This is a genomic window from Nonomuraea cavernae (assembly GCF_014646355.1).
GTDB classification, from domain to species: domain Bacteria; phylum Actinomycetota; class Actinomycetes; order Streptosporangiales; family Streptosporangiaceae; genus Nonomuraea; species Nonomuraea cavernae.
The window spans coordinates 111,778-126,894 of the sequence record NZ_BMNH01000015.1 but is presented as its reverse complement, the minus strand read 5'-3'; the positions used below and the strand labels follow the sequence as shown (position 1 = coordinate 126,894).

The 15,117-nt window shown below is 70.2% G+C and carries 15 protein-coding genes; 9 read left to right on the top strand and 6 right to left on the bottom strand.

Annotated features, from left to right (window positions below; genetic code table 11):
* Positions 1-109: 109 nt before the first annotated feature.
* The 4 genes from groES to IEY82_RS23375 all read left to right on the top strand — a co-directional run bounded on the left by groES (position 110) and on the right by IEY82_RS23375 (position 3,317).
* The gene (gene groES / locus IEY82_RS23390; protein WP_043623565.1) at positions 110-421 is read left to right on the top strand and encodes a co-chaperone GroES; all 312 of its coding nucleotides are present in this window, start codon (positions 110-112) and stop codon (positions 419-421) included.
* Between the two features lie 87 nt (positions 422-508).
* Positions 509-2,128 (top strand): chaperonin GroEL, encoded by a 1,620-nt coding sequence (groL, locus tag IEY82_RS23385; RefSeq protein WP_189126344.1) that lies wholly within the window; start codon positions 509-511, stop codon positions 2,126-2,128.
* A gap of 368 nt (positions 2,129-2,496) precedes the next feature.
* Positions 2,497-3,132 carry a sigma-70 family RNA polymerase sigma factor gene (locus tag IEY82_RS23380; protein WP_189126343.1) on the top strand — a complete coding sequence of 212 codons (636 nt, stop codon included), beginning with the start codon at positions 2,497-2,499 and terminating at the stop codon, positions 3,130-3,132.
* Positions 3,129-3,317 (top strand): hypothetical protein, encoded by a 189-nt coding sequence (locus IEY82_RS23375; protein ID WP_189126342.1) that lies wholly within the window; start codon positions 3,129-3,131, stop codon positions 3,315-3,317. Before IEY82_RS23380 ends, IEY82_RS23375 begins: the two co-directional genes overlap by 4 nt.
* Here IEY82_RS23375 and IEY82_RS23370 read toward each other — a convergent pair.
* Both IEY82_RS23370 and IEY82_RS23365 read right to left on the bottom strand, forming a co-directional pair.
* Positions 3,278-3,655 carry a DUF5319 domain-containing protein gene (locus tag IEY82_RS23370; RefSeq protein WP_189126341.1) on the bottom strand — a complete coding sequence of 126 codons (378 nt, stop codon included), beginning with the start codon at positions 3,653-3,655 and terminating at the stop codon, positions 3,278-3,280. The genes IEY82_RS23375 and IEY82_RS23370 overlap by 40 nt on opposite strands.
* A 36-nt stretch (positions 3,656-3,691) precedes the next feature.
* Positions 3,692-4,705 (bottom strand): helix-turn-helix transcriptional regulator, encoded by a 1,014-nt coding sequence (locus IEY82_RS23365; protein ID WP_189126340.1) that lies wholly within the window; start codon positions 4,703-4,705, stop codon positions 3,692-3,694.
* Between the two features lie 426 nt (positions 4,706-5,131).
* Between IEY82_RS23365 and guaB the strand changes: the two genes are divergently transcribed.
* From guaB to IEY82_RS23350, 3 genes are all read left to right on the top strand, one after another.
* The gene (gene guaB / locus IEY82_RS23360; RefSeq protein ID WP_225263606.1) at positions 5,132-6,613 is read left to right on the top strand and encodes an IMP dehydrogenase; all 1,482 of its coding nucleotides are present in this window, start codon (positions 5,132-5,134) and stop codon (positions 6,611-6,613) included.
* Between the two features lie 3 nt (positions 6,614-6,616).
* Positions 6,617-7,735 carry a GuaB3 family IMP dehydrogenase-related protein gene (locus IEY82_RS23355; RefSeq protein ID WP_189126338.1) on the top strand — a complete coding sequence of 373 codons (1,119 nt, stop codon included), beginning with the start codon at positions 6,617-6,619 and terminating at the stop codon, positions 7,733-7,735.
* A gap of 229 nt (positions 7,736-7,964) precedes the next feature.
* Positions 7,965-8,399 carry a GNAT family N-acetyltransferase gene (locus IEY82_RS23350; protein WP_189126337.1) on the top strand — a complete coding sequence of 145 codons (435 nt, stop codon included), beginning with the start codon at positions 7,965-7,967 and terminating at the stop codon, positions 8,397-8,399.
* Between the two features lie 180 nt (positions 8,400-8,579).
* On the opposite strand, the gene IEY82_RS23345 is transcribed toward IEY82_RS23350, so the two are convergent.
* Genes IEY82_RS23345 through IEY82_RS23330 form a run of 4 tightly spaced genes read right to left on the bottom strand, consistent with a single transcriptional unit; the run spans position 8,580 to position 12,347 of the window.
* Positions 8,580-9,404 (bottom strand): class II fructose-bisphosphate aldolase, encoded by an 825-nt coding sequence (locus IEY82_RS23345; RefSeq protein ID WP_189126336.1) that lies wholly within the window; start codon positions 9,402-9,404, stop codon positions 8,580-8,582.
* 11 nt (positions 9,405-9,415) lie between these two features.
* Complete coding sequence (locus IEY82_RS23340) at positions 9,416-10,336, bottom strand: 1-phosphofructokinase family hexose kinase (protein ID WP_189126335.1); 921 nt, start codon at positions 10,334-10,336, stop codon at positions 9,416-9,418.
* Positions 10,333-11,475, bottom strand: coding sequence for an N-acetylglucosamine-6-phosphate deacetylase (gene nagA / locus IEY82_RS23335; protein WP_189126334.1), 1,143 nt, complete (start codon positions 11,473-11,475; stop codon positions 10,333-10,335). Before nagA ends, IEY82_RS23340 begins: the two co-directional genes overlap by 4 nt.
* Positions 11,472-12,347, bottom strand: a complete 876-nt coding sequence (locus tag IEY82_RS23330; RefSeq protein ID WP_189126333.1) for an SIS domain-containing protein — start codon at positions 12,345-12,347, stop codon at positions 11,472-11,474. Before IEY82_RS23330 ends, nagA begins: the two co-directional genes overlap by 4 nt.
* A gap of 122 nt (positions 12,348-12,469) precedes the next feature.
* Here IEY82_RS23330 and IEY82_RS23325 point away from each other — a divergent pair, with 122 nt between their 5' ends.
* Positions 12,470-13,240 (top strand): DeoR/GlpR family DNA-binding transcription regulator, encoded by a 771-nt coding sequence (locus IEY82_RS23325; protein WP_189126332.1) that lies wholly within the window; start codon positions 12,470-12,472, stop codon positions 13,238-13,240.
* Between the two features lie 106 nt (positions 13,241-13,346).
* The gene (locus IEY82_RS23320; RefSeq protein ID WP_189126331.1) at positions 13,347-15,083 is read left to right on the top strand and encodes a glycerol-3-phosphate dehydrogenase/oxidase; all 1,737 of its coding nucleotides are present in this window, start codon (positions 13,347-13,349) and stop codon (positions 15,081-15,083) included.
* Positions 15,084-15,117 lie beyond the last annotated feature (34 nt).

The following is a 15,117-nucleotide window of genomic DNA, read 5'->3' as shown; positions in this document are numbered from 1 at the left end:
TCTCCCCTTGAGAGTGCCAATGTGCGACGAGGCAGGTCTGACACCCGCGACGGCAGGCCCCGCTGGTCGCCTCTTCTAGATCATTCAAATCTGAAGGGGAGGTCCGATCGTGACGACCGCCACCAAGGTTCCCGTTAAGCCGCTCGGCGACCGCATTGTGGTGCAGCCGCTTGAGGCCGAGCAGACCACCGCTTCCGGCCTGGTCATCCCTGACACCGCCAAGGAGAAGCCGCAGGAGGGCAAGGTCCTCGCGGTGGGCCCGGGCAACTGGGATGAGGACGGCGACAAGCGGATTCCGCTTGACGTCAGCGAGGGCGACATCGTCCTCTACAGCAAGTACGGCGGCACCGAGGTCAAGTACGGCGGCGAGGAGTACCTCGTGCTCTCCGCCCGCGACGTTCTCGCGATCATCGAGAAGTAAGCCGGTTGTGTCGGGCCCCGGACGCACGCTGTCGATCTGACACGCGGCGGCCGGGGCCTTCGACACCAGGAGAGGACTTTCAGCAAAATGGCGAAGATCCTGGAGTTCGACGAGGACGCCCGGCGCGCGCTTGAGCGTGGCGTGAACGCCCTCGCGGATGCCGTGAAGGTTACCCTCGGCCCGCGTGGCCGCAACGTCGTCATCGACAAGAAGTTCGGTGCTCCGACGATCACGAACGACGGCGTGACCATCGCTCGTGAGATCGAGCTGGAGGAGCGCTACGAGAACCTCGGCGCCCAGCTCGCCAAGGAGGTGGCCACCAAGACCAACGACATCGCTGGTGACGGCACCACCACCGCGACCGTCCTGGCCCAGGCCATGGTCCGCGAGGGCCTGCGCAACGTGGCGGCCGGCGCCTCGCCGCTGTCGCTCAAGCGCGGCATCGACAAGGCGGCCAAGGAGGTCAGCGACAAGCTGCTCGCCAGCGCCCGTCCGGTCGAGGACAAGAAGGAGATCGCCAATGTGGCGACGATCTCCGCCCAGGACGCCAAGATCGGCGACCTGATCGCCGAGGCGTTCGACAAGGTGGGCAAGGACGGTGTCCTCACCGTCGAAGAGTCCAACGCCATGGGCATGGAGCTCGAGTTCACCGAGGGCCTGCAGTTCGACAAGGGCTACCTTTCGGCCTACATGGTGACCGACCCCGAGCGGATGGAGGCCGTCCTGGAGGACGCCTACATCCTGCTCACGCAGGGCAAGATCGCCTCGATCGCCGACTTCCTGCCGCTGCTCGAGAAGGTCGCGCAGACCAAGAAGCCGCTGCTCGTGGTCGCCGAGGACGTCGAGGGCGAGGCCCTGGCGGTGCTCGTCACCAACAAGATCCGCGGCACGTTCACCTCGGTCGCCGTCAAGGCGCCCGGCTTCGGTGACCGTCGCAAGGCGATGCTGCAGGACATGGCCATCCTCACCGGCGGCCAGGTCGTCAGCGAGGAGGTCGGCCTCAAGCTCGAGAACGTCGGTCTCGAGGTGCTCGGCCAGGCCCGCCGCATCGTGGTCACCAAGGACGCCACGACCGTCGTCGACGGCGCCGGTGACGCGCAGGCCATCGAGGACCGCGTCAAGGAGATCAAGATTGCCATCGAGCAGTCCGACTCCGACTGGGACCGCGAGAAGCTGCAGGAGCGTCTGGCCAAGCTCGCGGGCGGTGTGTGCGTGCTGCGCGTCGGCGCCGCCACCGAGGTGGAGCTCAAGGAGAAGAAGCACCGTCTCGAGGACGCGATCTCCGCTACGCGGGCCGCGATCGAGGAGGGCATCGTCTCCGGTGGTGGCTCCGCGCTGATCCACGTCGCCGCCGAGATCGACGACCTGGGTCTGACGGGCGACGAGGCCACGGGCGTCGGCGTCGTTCGCCGCGCGCTGGTCGAGCCGGCCCGCTGGATCGCCGAGAACGCCGGTCTCGAAGGCTACGTGGTCACCCACAAGGTCGCCGAGCTGCCGGCCGGTCACGGCCTCAACGCCGCGACGGGCGAATACACCGACCTGCTCGCGCAGGGCGTCATCGACCCGGTCAAGGTCACCCGCTCGGCGGTGCAGAACGCGGCCTCGATCGCGGGCATGCTCCTCACCACCGAGGTCCTCGTGGTGGACAAGCCCGAGGAAGAGGCCCCGGCCGCCGGTCAGGGCCACGGCCACGGCCACGGTCACTGACCCTTCCCGACCACAGACGGCCCGCCCCCGCATCGCGGGGCGCGGGCCGTCTGTGTTTTCGCGCTCGCCCTGTTTCCAACGACCATGGGATGGCGTATATATGGCGTGTGACGTAGTACCTGATGAAACGCCAGGGAGATGGTGCTTTGGTCAGGTGATGTGGGAAAGTGACTTATTCGAGTAAACCCAACATGGGGACAAAGCGTCTGGGCCTCTGACGAATGTCGCGCATTCGGGTTATGGGATGAAATATTCCACCAGCCCGAAAGGCTCAGTGTCGCCAATTGATTACTAACGGTTATCGTCGCTTCAATGTGACCAATCCGTAGCCGTTCGCGATGACGACAGGCCCGATCAGGGCGGGCATCATGCCTATCGTGAGCGAGGGAAGCGTCGCCGACGCCAAAATTGGGGTAAGGCTCGCGTCGAGACTTCCGGCACGGACGGATGACTCCGACCTAAGGGAACTGACGAGCCTCGCCGTACAGGGAGATCGCGGTGCGATCGAATCCCTGCTCGGTGAGTTGCGTCCGAGAGTGGTGCGCTATTGCCGCGCCAGATTGGGCAGGGTGGCAGGGCAATATCACATTGCCGACGACGTCGCCCAAGAGGTGTGCATCGCGGTCCTGTCCGCGCTGCCCCGATACCGCGACATGGGTCGGCCGTTCGCGTCATTCGTCTTCGGGATCGCCTCGCACAAGGTGGCCGACGCGTTGCGGAGCTCGGTCCGCTCCGCCGTGCCGACCCAGGATCTGCCCGACGGGCCCGACGACGGGCCGGGGCCCGAGGAGACCGTCGTCCGCTACATCGAGGTCGAGTACGCCCGCCGGCTGCTCGCCCGGTTGCCGGACACGCAGCGCGAGTTGCTGCTGATGCGGGTGGTGTCCGGGCTGTCGGCCGAGGAGACCGGTAATGTACTCGGCATGTCACCAGGTGCGGTCCGGGTCGCCCAGCATCGGGCGCTGGCGAGGTTGCGGCAGATGGCTGAGCTGGAGTCGGCTTGACGCCGGAGGAAGAGAGCGACGCGCTACTCGACGCTCTCGCCCGCGGTGAGCCTCCCGGCTGCGGCGACCCCGCCGCCCGGCTGCTCGCCGTCCTGTTGGAGGACGTGACCGGGCTCGCGGAGCTCGCGGAGTTAGCGGAGCTCGGTCAGCGGCGTTCCTCGGTGTCGATGACACCGTCGACGTAGCCTCTGGCGTACTCCCAGCTGACGTAGTCAGCGGGGTCGGGCTGGAAGGCCGGCTCGTGCACCTGCGGCCGGCCCTTGTCGATCATCTGACGAAGGTTGCCGCGCAGCAGCTCCCAGTCGAAGAAGTGCTGCTCCCCGCATTCGGGGCAGTCGAGCACGAGACCGAGCACCCCCTGAGGTTCGAGCAGGGAGTGGAAGACCTCCACGTCGGCGAGGTCGGTGATGGCCTCGTCGCGCTCGGTCGCGGTCAGTGGCTCCGCGTCGTCGAGCTCGCCCAGCGCAGCGGAAGGATCATTCGGGTCGTCCGCGAACGGGTCGCGGGGAACGTCTTCCAGCACCTTCCCACCATATGACCGATGCGGCCTCAGCGGTGGCTATTGGCCCAGCCATCCACGGCGCGAGGCTTCCACCCCTGCGTGGAAGCGTGATTGGGCCCCCAACTCGCTCATGGCGTCGGCGAACCTGGCGCGCACCGTGCGCACCGACAGGCCGAGCTGACGGGCGATCGAGTCGTCGCACATGCCCTGCGCCGCCAGCCTGAGCACCTGCACCACGCCGTCGATCCCGCCGTCCCAGGGCAGCGGCACGGCTCTGGCCCAGAGCTCCTCGAACAGCGAGCGCAGCAGGCCCACCACGATCGGTGTGCGGATCAGGTAGAAGTTGTACGCGTGGTCGGGCAGGTTGCCGCCCCACAGCGCGGGCAGCCCGGCGGCGTCGGGCCCCGCGGTCATGAACCAGCTGGGCACCCGATCGAGGGTGCGGACCTGGCCGCCGGCCTTCCGCAGCCGGGTGAGCTGCTCGCGTACGCCGGGCAGCGACAGCGTGCACACCGGGATGATCGCGTGCACGCGCAGCAGGTCGCGCTCCTGCGCGTCGATCCACGGATCGGCGAACTTACGCACGAAGTCGGCCATGGTGCGCTCGTCGGGAATCGCGGTCAGCAGTTGCATCGGCGGCGCCTGCACGGCCATGCCGACCACGCTCTCGTAGAGCACGTCCGCTCCGCTGGCCAGCTCGACCGGGAACGGCCCGCTCTGGTAGTCGCGTCCGGCGTCGTAGTCGTGGATGAGCCCCCGGATCGAGCCGAGCGCCGAGTCGATGCGCCGGCTCTCCTCGGCCAGCCGGTCGAGGCGCTCGGCGATCAACCGCCCGAGGGCGCCCGCGGGGTGCCGGGCGAGATACTCGCCCGACTGCTCGTCCACCACCCCCAGCCGGACCAGCTCGTCGAGCTGTCTGCTCACCTTGTCGATCGGACCGTCCATGGCCTGGGCCACCTCGGTCACCGTGGCCCGGTGCAGCCGTAACACCGCGGTGTAGAGGGCGGACTGGGCGGAGTCGAGCCCCAGCGTCTCCAGCGGGTCGGACGCTGCGGGCGATGCGTTGCGCATGACGGAGAGCTCCGTAGGGAGGACACGGGCGTGCCGCGAGGATAACCCGGCCCCAGGCCCCTGTCCGCTCCTTGCACCGACTACTCCCGGCTACTCCCGAGGCGTGCAGGTTCGTGCAATTGCACGTTTTCACGTTGCGATGTGCCGATGAGTGACGCAGGCTTAACCCACAGTCGGCAACCCACCGGGCGCAAGCGGTGCCAGTCATCAGGGCGCGGAGGGGGGTCCGGTGGCGCGTTGCGCGCTCCGCCCGGGTGCCGGTAGCTGGGGGATGGGGCGGATCACCGACCGGCCCATCCCCCTTTTTCGATGCTTGCCGGGAGTACGACGGGCCGTGGGGGTCATCGTCCTCCCGGCAACCATGCGGTTTGGTCCCAGGCCCTAGACTTGGCAGCATCACGCGCAACGGCAGGAGGGGGCCGCAGCATGTCCAAGTTCACCGATACAGGTCTGACCTTCGACGACGTGTTGCTCGTGCCCGCCTACTCCGATCTGCAGCCCGGCGAGGCCGACACGCGGTCTCGCCTGTCGCGCGGCATCACCCTGTCCATCCCGCTGGTCTCCGCCGCGATGGACACGGTCACCGAGGCCCGCATGGCGGTGGCGATGGCCCGGCAGGGCGGCATCGGCGTGCTGCACCGCAACCTGTCGATCGAGGAGCAGGCCCAGCAGGTCGACCTGGTCAAGCGGTCGGAGGCCGGCATGGTCACCAACCCGGTGACCTGCACCCCCGACGACACGCTGGCCGACGTCGAGCGGCTGTGCGCCACCTACCGGATCTCCGGAGTCCCGGTGACCGACGCCGACGGCATCCTCGTCGGCATCGTGACCAACCGCGACATGCGCTTCGAGACCGACCAGTCGCGCCGGGTGCGCGAGGTCATGACGTCGATGCCGCTGGTCACCGCCCCGGTCGGCGTCTCGCGTGACGACGCGTTCACGCTGCTCAGGAAGAGCAAGATCGAGAAGCTGCCGCTGGTCGACCCCGACGGCAGGCTGCGTGGCCTGATCACGGTCAAAGACTTCACCAAGAGCGAGCAATATCCGCTGTCCACCAAGGACTCCGACGGCCGCCTGGTGGTGGGGGCCGCGGTGGGCGTCGGCGGCGACGCCGAGTTGCGCGCCAAGGCGCTGATCGAGGCGGGCGTCGACGTGGTGGTCGTGGACGTGGCCCACGGTCACTCCCGAGGGCTGGCCGACATGATCGCCAAGGTCAAGGCCAACAGCAAGGTCGACGTCATCGGCGGCAACATCGCGACCAGGGCCGGCGCCCAGATGCTGGTCGACGCGGGCGCCGACGCGGTCAAGGTGGGCGTGGGCCCCGGCTCGATCTGCACCACCCGGGTGGTGGCCGGGGTGGGCGCGCCGCAGGTGACCGCCATCTACGAGGCGTCGCTGGCATGCGGGCCCGCGGGAGTGCCGGTCATCGGCGACGGCGGCCTGCAGTATTCGGGTGACATCGTCAAGGCCATCGCCGCGGGCGCCGACACGGTCATGCTCGGTTCGTTGCTGGCGGGCTGCGAGGAGTCGCCGGGCGAGCTGATCTTCATCAACGGCAAGCAGTTCAAGTCCTACCGGGGCATGGGCTCGCTCGGCGCGGTGCGCAACCGCGAGCGTGGCGGCACCTCGTTCAGCAAGGACCGCTACGCGCAGGGCGACGTCGGCGGCGAGGACAAGTACATCCCCGAGGGCATCGAGGGCCAGGTCCCCTACCGCGGCCCGGTCGCGGCGGTCGCCCACCAGCTGATCGGCGGGCTGCGCCAGGGCATGTGGTACTCCGGCTGCCGGACGATCCCGCAGATGCACTCCGACTGCGAGCTGATGCCGATCACGTCGGCGGGCCTCACGGAGAGCCACCCCCACGACATCCAGATGACCGTGGAAGCTCCGAACTATCACAGAAGGTAATTCATGACTCAGCAGGTGGAGATCGGCCGGGGCAAGACGGGCCGGCGTGCCTACTCGCTCGACGAGATCGGCCTTGTGCCCTCTCGGCGCACCCGCGACCCCGAAGAGGTCTCGATCGCCTGGCAGATCGACGCCTACCGGTTCGAGCTGCCCGTGGTGGTCGCTCCCATGGACAGCGTGGTGTCACCCGCCACCGCGATCGAGATCGGCCGCCTCGGCGGGCTGGCCCCTCTCGACCTCGAAGGGCTGTGGACCCGTTACGAGGACCCCTCGCCGCTGCTGGAGGAGTGCGCCTCGCTCGACGCCGAGGCCGCGACCAGGAGGCTGCAGGAGATCTACACGGCGCCGATCAAGGAAGATCTGATCGGCCGCCGCATCGAGGAGATCCGCGCCTCCGGCGTGACCACCGCGGTCCGCCTGTCGCCGCAGCGCACGGTCCAGTACCACAAGACGGTCATCGACGCGGGCGTCGACATCTTCGTCATCCGGGGCACCACGGTCTCGGCCGAGCACGTGTCGGGCCGGGCCGAGCCGCTCAACCTCAAGCAGTTCATCTACGAGCTCGACGTGCCGGTCATCGTGGGCGGCTGCGCCACCCACACGGCCGCGCTGCACCTGATGCGCACCGGTGCCGCCGGCGTGCTGGTCGGCTTCGGCGGCGGGGCCTCCCACACCACGCGCAACGTCCTGGGCGTGGCGGTGCCGATGGCCACCGCGATCTCCGACGTGGCCGCGGCCCGCCGCGACTACATGGACGAGTCCGGCGGCCGCTACGTGCACGTGATCGCCGACGGCGGCATGGGCACCTCCGGCGACATCGCCAAGGCCATCGCCTGCGGGGCCGACGCCGTCATGGTCGGCTCGCCGCTGGCCCGCGCCTCCGAGGCGCCGGGACACGGCTTCCACTGGGGCTCCGAGGCGCACCACCCCGACCTGCCGCGCGGCCGCCGCGTCGAGTTCGGCACGGTCGGCTCGCTGGAGCAGATCCTGCACGGCCCGTCGAGCGTCGCCAACGGCTCGATGAACCTGATGGGCGCGCTCAAGCGCACCATGGCCTCCACCGGCTACTCCGACATCAAGGAGTTCCAGCGCGTCGAGGTGGTCGTCGCCCCGACCCAGTGATCACCAGCCTGTGCGGCATAGCCACAGTGATCACCGTCCCTTAGGGCACAGTCAAAATCATCGCCATCCCTTACGGCACGGCCAAGGAGGCCCCACCCGCCGCACGCGGTTGAGGGCCTCCAGGGAGACGGCCGCTGACCCGCACGTGGCCGGCCGCCGTGACGACGTCCTGCCGGCCATCTGGGCGGCTCCGAACCCGGCAGGTGATGCGGGTGCGAAGATTGTCCGCATGAGGCAGGCAGTGGCCGCCGACCTGGCGGCCGTCGAGAAACTGGTGCACGACGCCTACGAGCCGTGGGTCGAGGTCGTCGGCATGCGTCCGCTGCCGATGGAGGCCGACTACGGCGTGCTCATCGCGGCCGGTCGCGTGCACGTGACCGACCCGCTCGACGGGCTCGTCGTGCTGGTGCCCGAGGACGGCGTGCTGCTGGTCGAGAACGTCGCCGTGTCACCCGAGCGGCAGGGCAGGGGCGTCGGCAGGAGGCTGTTGGCCTTCGCGGAGGAGGAGGCGCGGCGGCTCGGGCTGCCCGCGCTGCGCCTCTACACCAACGCGAAGATGGCCTCCAACATCGCGCTGTACGAGTCGCTGGGATACGTGGTGACCGGCCGCCAGGGGATCGAGGGCCGGTCGGCCGTGCTCATGCGCAAGGAACTCACGCGATAGGAACTCTGCGCAAGGAACTCACGCGATAGGAACTCTGCGCAAGGAACTCACGCGATAGGAACTCTGGGCCAGGAACTCATGCGCAAGGAACCCGCGCGCAAGGAACTCACGTGTTAGGAGCTCAGGCGTGCGGAGCTCACGTTGAGGAGTTCTGGCGTGAGGAGTGTTCACGTCAGGAGTTCACGCCGTGAGCACGCTGAGGAGGTGGGTGACCTCGCGGGTCACCGCGTCGCGGCCCGCCCGCAGATACTTGCGCGAGTCGACCACTCTCTCGTCGCCGCTCAGGTAGTCGCGGATGGCGCCGGTGAACGCCTTGTTCAGGTGGGTGGCGATGTTGATCTTTTTCATGCCGTGCCGTACGGCGTGGCGGAGGGTGTCGTCGGGCACCCCCGAGGAGCCGTGCAGGACCAGCGGCACCGGCACGGCGGCGCGCAGCTCGGCGATCAGCTCCAGGTCGAGCACGGCGTCCTTGGTGGTCATCGCGTGCGAGCTGCCCACGGCGACGGCCAGCGCGTCGACGCCGGTGCGCGTCACGTAGTCGACGGCCTCGTGCGGCTTGGTGCGCGCGCCCGGAGCGTGCACGCCGTCCTTGCCGCCGACCTCGCCCAGCTCGGCCTCCACCCACACGCCGCGCTCGTGGCACCAGGCGGCCACGGCGGCGGTGGTGACGACATTCTCCTCGTCGGGCAGCGCCGACGCGTCGAACATCACCGACCCGAGGCCCAGCAGCACGGCCTCCTCGACCAGCGCGCGGTCGGTGGCGTGGTCGAGGTGGACCGCGACGGGCACGGCGGCCCGCCGGGCGACGGCGAGCGAGGCCAGCGCGATCGGCTCCAGCGCGCCGTGGTAGCGCACGCAGTTCTCGCTGATCTGCAGCACGACCGGCAGCCCCAGCGCCTCGGCACCGGCCACGATCGCGGTGGCGTGCTCCAGTTGGATCACGTTGAACGCGCCCACCCCCGCGGGGGACGCGTGGACGATGTCGCCGATGGCGGCAAGGGGCATGACGGGGCTCCTCAGGTGATGACGATCTGGGCGTGCGTGTCGGCGTAGACGTCTCGGTCGAAGTCGCCGGCCACCGGCGCGGCGACGGCGGCCGCGCCCAGCGCCGCCGCCCGCCGTAGCCGGTCGGGCCATGCGGCGCTCTCCACCAGGCCCAGTGCCAGCCCCGCCACCAGCGAGTCGCCGGCGCCCGTGGGGTTGCCGTCCACCCGGTACGGCATGCGGGCCCGGAACGTGCCCTCGGGCGTGACGGCGAGCAGCCCCTCGGCGCCCAGGGAGACGACCACGGAGCCGGCGCCCTGGGCCCTCAACCGCTCGGCGCCTTCGGCGGGGGTGCCGCCCGGCACCGCGCGGGCCAGCTCGTCGGCGTTGGGCTTGACGATCGCGGGGCGGCCCCGGGGGGCATGGCGCAGCGGCTCGCCGTCGGCGTCGACGATCGCGGGCACGCGGTGCTCGGCGGCGATGGCGGCCAGGGTGGCGTAGGTGTCGCTGGGCAGGCCCCTGGGGAGGCTGCCGGAGAGCACGACCACTTGGGCCTGGGCCAGCAAGGCTTCGTACTTTTTCGTGAAATTTCGGAGCTCTTGCTCTGTGACCTCGGGGCCGGGCTCGTTGAACAGGGCCGCGCGGCGGGTGCCGTCGTCGTTGGAGGTCTCGGAGACGACGAGCGTCGTGCGGGCGTCGGCGGCGACTTCGACCAGCGCGCTGGGCAGGCCGGCCGCGCGCAGATCGGCCTCGATGGCCTGGCCGGTGGGCCCGCCCGCGAGGCCGGTGACCAGCACCTCCTGGCCGAGGGCCTGGAGCACGCGGGCCACGTTGACGCCCTTGCCGCCGGCCCGCCGGTGCACGGCCGAGACCCGGTTGACGCCGTCCCAGTCGACGTCGGGCACCTGGTAGGTGACGTCGAGGGCGGCGTTGAGCGTCACGGTGAGGATCATGCGGGCTCCGCTGGGCGAACCCAGGCGCCCCGCCTCATCACCCCGGCCACCTCCAGCTCGTCGGTGAGCACCACCAGGTCGGCGGACTTGCCCACGGCGATCGAGCCGACGCGGTCAGCGATGCCCAGCACGCGGGCGGGCGTGCGCGAGGCGATCTCCACGGCCTCGGGCAGCGACAACCCGACCTCCTGGACGGCCCGCCGGAAGGCGACGTCCATGGTGAGCGTGCTGCCCGCGATCGAGCCGCCCTCGGCCAGCCGGGCGACGCCGCCGGCCACGTTGACCCGCATGGAGCCCAGGACGTAGTCGCCGTCGCCCATGCCGGTGGCTGCCATCGCGTCGGTGACCAGCGCGGTGCGGGCGGGCCCCGCCACGTCGTAGGCCAGGCGCAGCATCGCCGGGTGAACGTGCACGCCGTCGTTGATCAGCTCGACCGTGACCCGTTCGTCCTGCAGCAGGGCGGCGATCGGCCCGGGATCGCGGTGGCCGAGCGGCACCATCGCGTTGTAGAGGTGGGTGGCGACCGTGGCGCCGGCCTCGATGCCCGCCAGGGTCTGCTCGTAGGTGGCGCTGGTGTGGCCGAGCGCGGCGATCACCCCCTCCGCCGCGGCCGCGCGGATCGTGTCGAGGGCGCCCGGCAGCTCGGGGGCCAGCGTGAGCATGCGGACGTGCCCGCGCCCCGCCTTGACCAGCCGGGCGAACTCTCCCGGCGACGGCTCACGCAGCAGCGCCGGGTTGTGGGCGCCACAGCGGGCCGCGGCGATGTAGGGGCCCTCGAAGTGCAGGCCCGCGAACAGCCCCTCGTCGCACAGCTCGGCGAGCGAGGCCGCCGCCGTGGTCAGCTCGTCGATCGCGCCGGTGACCAGGCTCGCCACCATCGTCGTGGTGCCGTGGCGCTCGTGCAGCGCCACCGCGGCACGAGCCCCGTCGTGATCGCCGGTCGGGAAGGATCCGCCCGCTCCGCCGTGGTTGTGCAGGTCGACGAAGCCGGGCACCACGTGCCGGCCGCCCAGGCTGTGGCCCGCGCGGGGGGCGGAGCCGCGGCCGACGTGCGTGATGCGGCCGTCTTCGATGGTCAGCCACCCGTCGTGAGCTCCTTCGGGAGTCACGATCCGGGCGTCGGCGAGTGTGAGGCTCATGGGGAAAGAATCACAGATCGGGTGAGGTGCAGCGGCTCGTCGGGGTTGAGGCCGCGGGCGAACGCCCTGGCGACCGCGACCCGCTGGGCCGTGATCAGCTCGGCCATCGGGTCGAGCCCGCTCTGCAGGAAGGTGCCACCGGTCACCTCGACCTGCTCGCGCAGACCCTCAGGGGCCTCGCCGAGCATCCAGGTGACGCGGCCGGGGCCGGCGATGCTGATCGGGCCGTGGCGGTATTCCATCGCCGGGTAGGCCTCGGTCCACGACCGCGACGCCTCGCGCATCTTCAGCGCGGCCTCCTGGGCGAGGCCCACGGACCAGCCGGAGCCGAGGAAGCTGAACTGCTCGGCCTCGACCAGCCCGTCGGCGAGCGGCGCCGAGACGGCCCGCTCGGCGTCGGTGATCGCCTGGGTCAGGTCCTCGCCGAGGCTGGCGCGCAGCATGGCCAGCTGGGTGGTGGCGAACCTGGTCTGCACCACCGACCGCTCGTCGGCGTAGTCGAGGACGATCAGCTGGTCCGCGACGTTCATGATCGGGGTGTCGGGGTCGGCGGTGATGGCCGTGGTGGCGGACTCGGTGCCGGCGAGCAGCTTCAGCACCTCGGTCGTGGTGCCCGAACGGCTGAGCGCCAGCACGCGGTCGTAGCGGCGGCCCATCGGCGCCTCCGAGGCGGCGAACGCGTCCGTCTCGCCCAGCCCCGCCCGCTCGCGCAGGGCGGCGTAGGCCATCGCGATGAACCACGAGGTGCCGCAGCCGACGACGGCGACCCGCTCGCCCGGGCGCGGCAGCGCGTCGACAGGCACCTCAGCGACGGCGCGGCGCCAGCAGTCCGGCTGAGAGGCGATCTCGGCCTCGGTGTGGGTGGCCACCATTACCTCCAGTGCATGATTGTTTCTGCTCTGTTTATATCAACAAACTGCAAGATTGTGCAGTGGTGGCCCTGGTCTCGGGCGTGTGCGACGCTTGCACGTGTTGGATGGCCAAGGAGGCATTCGTGTCCCGATATGACCGGTGGAATGCGATTCTGGAGCTGCTCGCTCAAGAGGGTCGCCTGTCCGTCGAGGAGGCCGCCCAGGCGCTCGACGTCTCCACCGCGACGATCCGCCGTGACTTCGACCAGCTCGCCCAGCAGCAGATGCTCATGCGGACCCGGGGCGGCGCGGTCGCCCAGAGCGTCAGCTACGACCTGCCGCTCCGCTACAAGACCGCCCGGCACGCCGACGAGAAGCACCGCATCGCCGCCGCCGCGGTGGAGCTGCTCACCCCCGGCGTGGTCGTCGGGCTCAACGGCGGCACCACCACCTCGGAGCTGGCCCGTGCCCTGGCCACGTGCTCGACGCTGGAGTCGGGTTTCACGGTCGTCACCAACGCCCTCAACATCGCCGCGGAGCTCACGGTCCGGCAGCACGTCAAGATCGTCGTCACGGGTGGGGTGGCCCGCCCGCAGTCCTACGAGCTGATCGGGCCGCTGGCCTCGGGGGTGCTGGAGCAGGTGACGCTGGACGTGGCGTTCCTCGGGGTCGACGGCCTCGACGTCGAGCTCGGGGCCTCCGCGCACCACGAGGGCGAGGCCGACGTCAACCATCTGCTGATCCGCCGGGCCGCGCAGGTGGTGGTGGTGGCCGACGCCTCCAAGATCGGCAGACGGGCGTTCTCCCGGATCTGCCCGATCGGGGAGATCGACACTCTGGTCACCGACGCCCGGCTCTCCGACGAGCTCGCCGGCCGCCTGACCGACGCCGGGGTGAAGGTGATCAGAGCCTGATGGGGCACGATGGTCTCGGGTCGACTCGGGGCAAGCGTTACATCGCGCTGTCCGAGCGGGTAGGTATGGAGCGCAAGGCGACATAGCCGTATATCAGGGGGCGTTTATGACGGCGGGAAGGGGCGTGACGCGGCTCGGGCCCGTCGAGCGGGCGGCGGCACTGACCAGGATGGGCGCCCAGGAGCTGGACGTGGTCGTGGTCGGTGGCGGGGTGGTGGGCGCGGGCATCGCGCTCGACGCCGCGACGCGCGGGCTGGACGTGGGCCTGGTCGAGGCGCGTGACTTCGCGTCCGGCACGTCGTCGCGGTCGTCGAAGCTGATCCACGGCGGTCTGCGCTATCTCGAACAGCTCAACTTCGAGCTCGTACGGGAGGCGCTCCAGGAACGGGCCCTGCTCCTGCAGCGGATCGCGCCGCATCTGGTGCGGCCGGTGCCTTTCCTGTTTCCGATGACGCACTTCGGGTGGGAACGCCCCTACGTGGGGGCCGGCGTGGCGCTCTACGACACGCTCGGGATCGCGACCGGCGTGGCGCGTGGGGTGCCGGGGCATCGGCACCTGTCGCGGAGCCGGGCGCTGCGGCTGGCTCCGGCGCTGAAGAAGTCGGCGTTCACCGGGGCCGTCCAATACTGGGACGCCCAGGTGGACGACGCCCGATATGTGATGACCATGCTGCGCACCGCCGCCACCTACGGGGCGGCGATCGCGCCTCGGGCCCAGGTCGTGGGGTTCCTGCGCGAGGGGGAGCGGGTCACCGGGGTACGCGTGCGCGACCTGGAGAGCGGCGGCGAGCTGGAGGTCCGGGCGCAGCAGGTGGTCAACGCCACCGGGGTGTGGACCGACGACATCCAGGAGCTCGTGGGCGGTCGTGGCCAGATCCATGTCCGGGCGTCCAAGGGGATCCATCTGCTGGTGCCCCGGGATCGGATTCACTCCCTCACCGGGATCATCCTTCGTACCGAAAAATCGGTTCTTTTCGTGATCCCGTGGGGGCGGCACTGGATCATCGGCACCACCGACACCGAATGGACGCTCGACAAGGCGCATCCCGCCGCCTCCCGGGCCGACATCGACTACCTGCTCGACCACGTCAACGCCGTGCTGTCGGTGCCGCTGACGCGCGACGACGTCGAAGGCGTCTACGCCGGGCTGCGGCCGTTGTTGTCGGGGGAGTCCGACGAGACGTCGAAGCTGTCGCGCGAACACGTGGTGGCGCATCCGGTGCCGGGGCTGGTCATGATCGCGGGCGGAAAGTACACGACCTACCGGGTCATGGCCAAGGACGCGGTCGACGCCGTGGCCCACGGGCTCGACCAGCGGGTGCCGCGCTCGTGCACCGACCGGATCCCGCTGGTCGGCGCCGAGGGTTACCAGGCGTTGTGGAACTCCAGATACCGCCTCGCGCACACCTCCGGGCTGCACGTCGCCCGGATCGAGCACCTGCTGCAGAGGTACGGCTCGATGATCGACGAGGTGCTGGAGCTGATCGACCGTGATCCGTCGCTGGCCAGGCCGCTCAGTGGGGCCGACGACTACCTGCGCGCCGAGGTCGTCTACGCCGCCACCCACGAGGGGGCCCGGCACCTGAACGACGTGCTGACCCGCCGGACGCACATCTCGATCGAGACCTTCCACCGCGGCCTGGCCGTGGCGCAGGAGGCCGCCGAGCTGATGGCTGAGCCGCTCGACTGGGACACCGAGCAGGTCAAGCGGGAGGTCGAGTACTTCACCAAGCGGGTGGAGGCCGAGCGGCTCTCCCAGGAGCAGGACTCCGACCAGGACGCCGACGCGATCAGGCTCGGCGCCCCCGAGATCGTGCCCGTCGCGATCCCCGAACACTCCTGACGGGCGGCCCGCGCCACCGGCACGGGCCGCCCGA

Excerpts from the sequence above, each read along its gene's own strand:
- IEY82_RS23350 (WP_189126337.1), top strand. The coding sequence starts at position 7,965 with ATGAGGCAGGCAGTGGCCGCCGACCTGGCGGCCGTCGAGAAACTGGTG.
- IEY82_RS23365 (WP_189126340.1), bottom strand. The coding sequence starts at position 4,705 with ATGCGCAACGCATCGCCCGCAGCGTCCGACCCGCTGGAGACGCTGGGG.
- IEY82_RS23355 (WP_189126338.1), top strand. The coding sequence starts at position 6,617 with ATGACTCAGCAGGTGGAGATCGGCCGGGGCAAGACGGGCCGGCGTGCC.
- IEY82_RS23320 (WP_189126331.1), top strand. The coding sequence starts at position 13,347 with ATGACGGCGGGAAGGGGCGTGACGCGGCTCGGGCCCGTCGAGCGGGCG.
- IEY82_RS23380 (WP_189126343.1), top strand. The coding sequence starts at position 2,497 with ATGCCTATCGTGAGCGAGGGAAGCGTCGCCGACGCCAAAATTGGGGTA.
- IEY82_RS23330 (WP_189126333.1), bottom strand. The coding sequence starts at position 12,347 with ATGGTGGCCACCCACACCGAGGCCGAGATCGCCTCTCAGCCGGACTGC.
- guaB (WP_225263606.1), top strand. The coding sequence starts at position 5,132 with ATGTCCAAGTTCACCGATACAGGTCTGACCTTCGACGACGTGTTGCTC.
- nagA (WP_189126334.1), bottom strand. The coding sequence starts at position 11,475 with ATGAGCCTCACACTCGCCGACGCCCGGATCGTGACTCCCGAAGGAGCT.
- IEY82_RS23340 (WP_189126335.1), bottom strand. The coding sequence starts at position 10,336 with ATGATCCTCACCGTGACGCTCAACGCCGCCCTCGACGTCACCTACCAG.
- IEY82_RS23345 (WP_189126336.1), bottom strand. The coding sequence starts at position 9,404 with ATGCCCCTTGCCGCCATCGGCGACATCGTCCACGCGTCCCCCGCGGGG.
- groL (WP_189126344.1), top strand. The coding sequence starts at position 509 with ATGGCGAAGATCCTGGAGTTCGACGAGGACGCCCGGCGCGCGCTTGAG.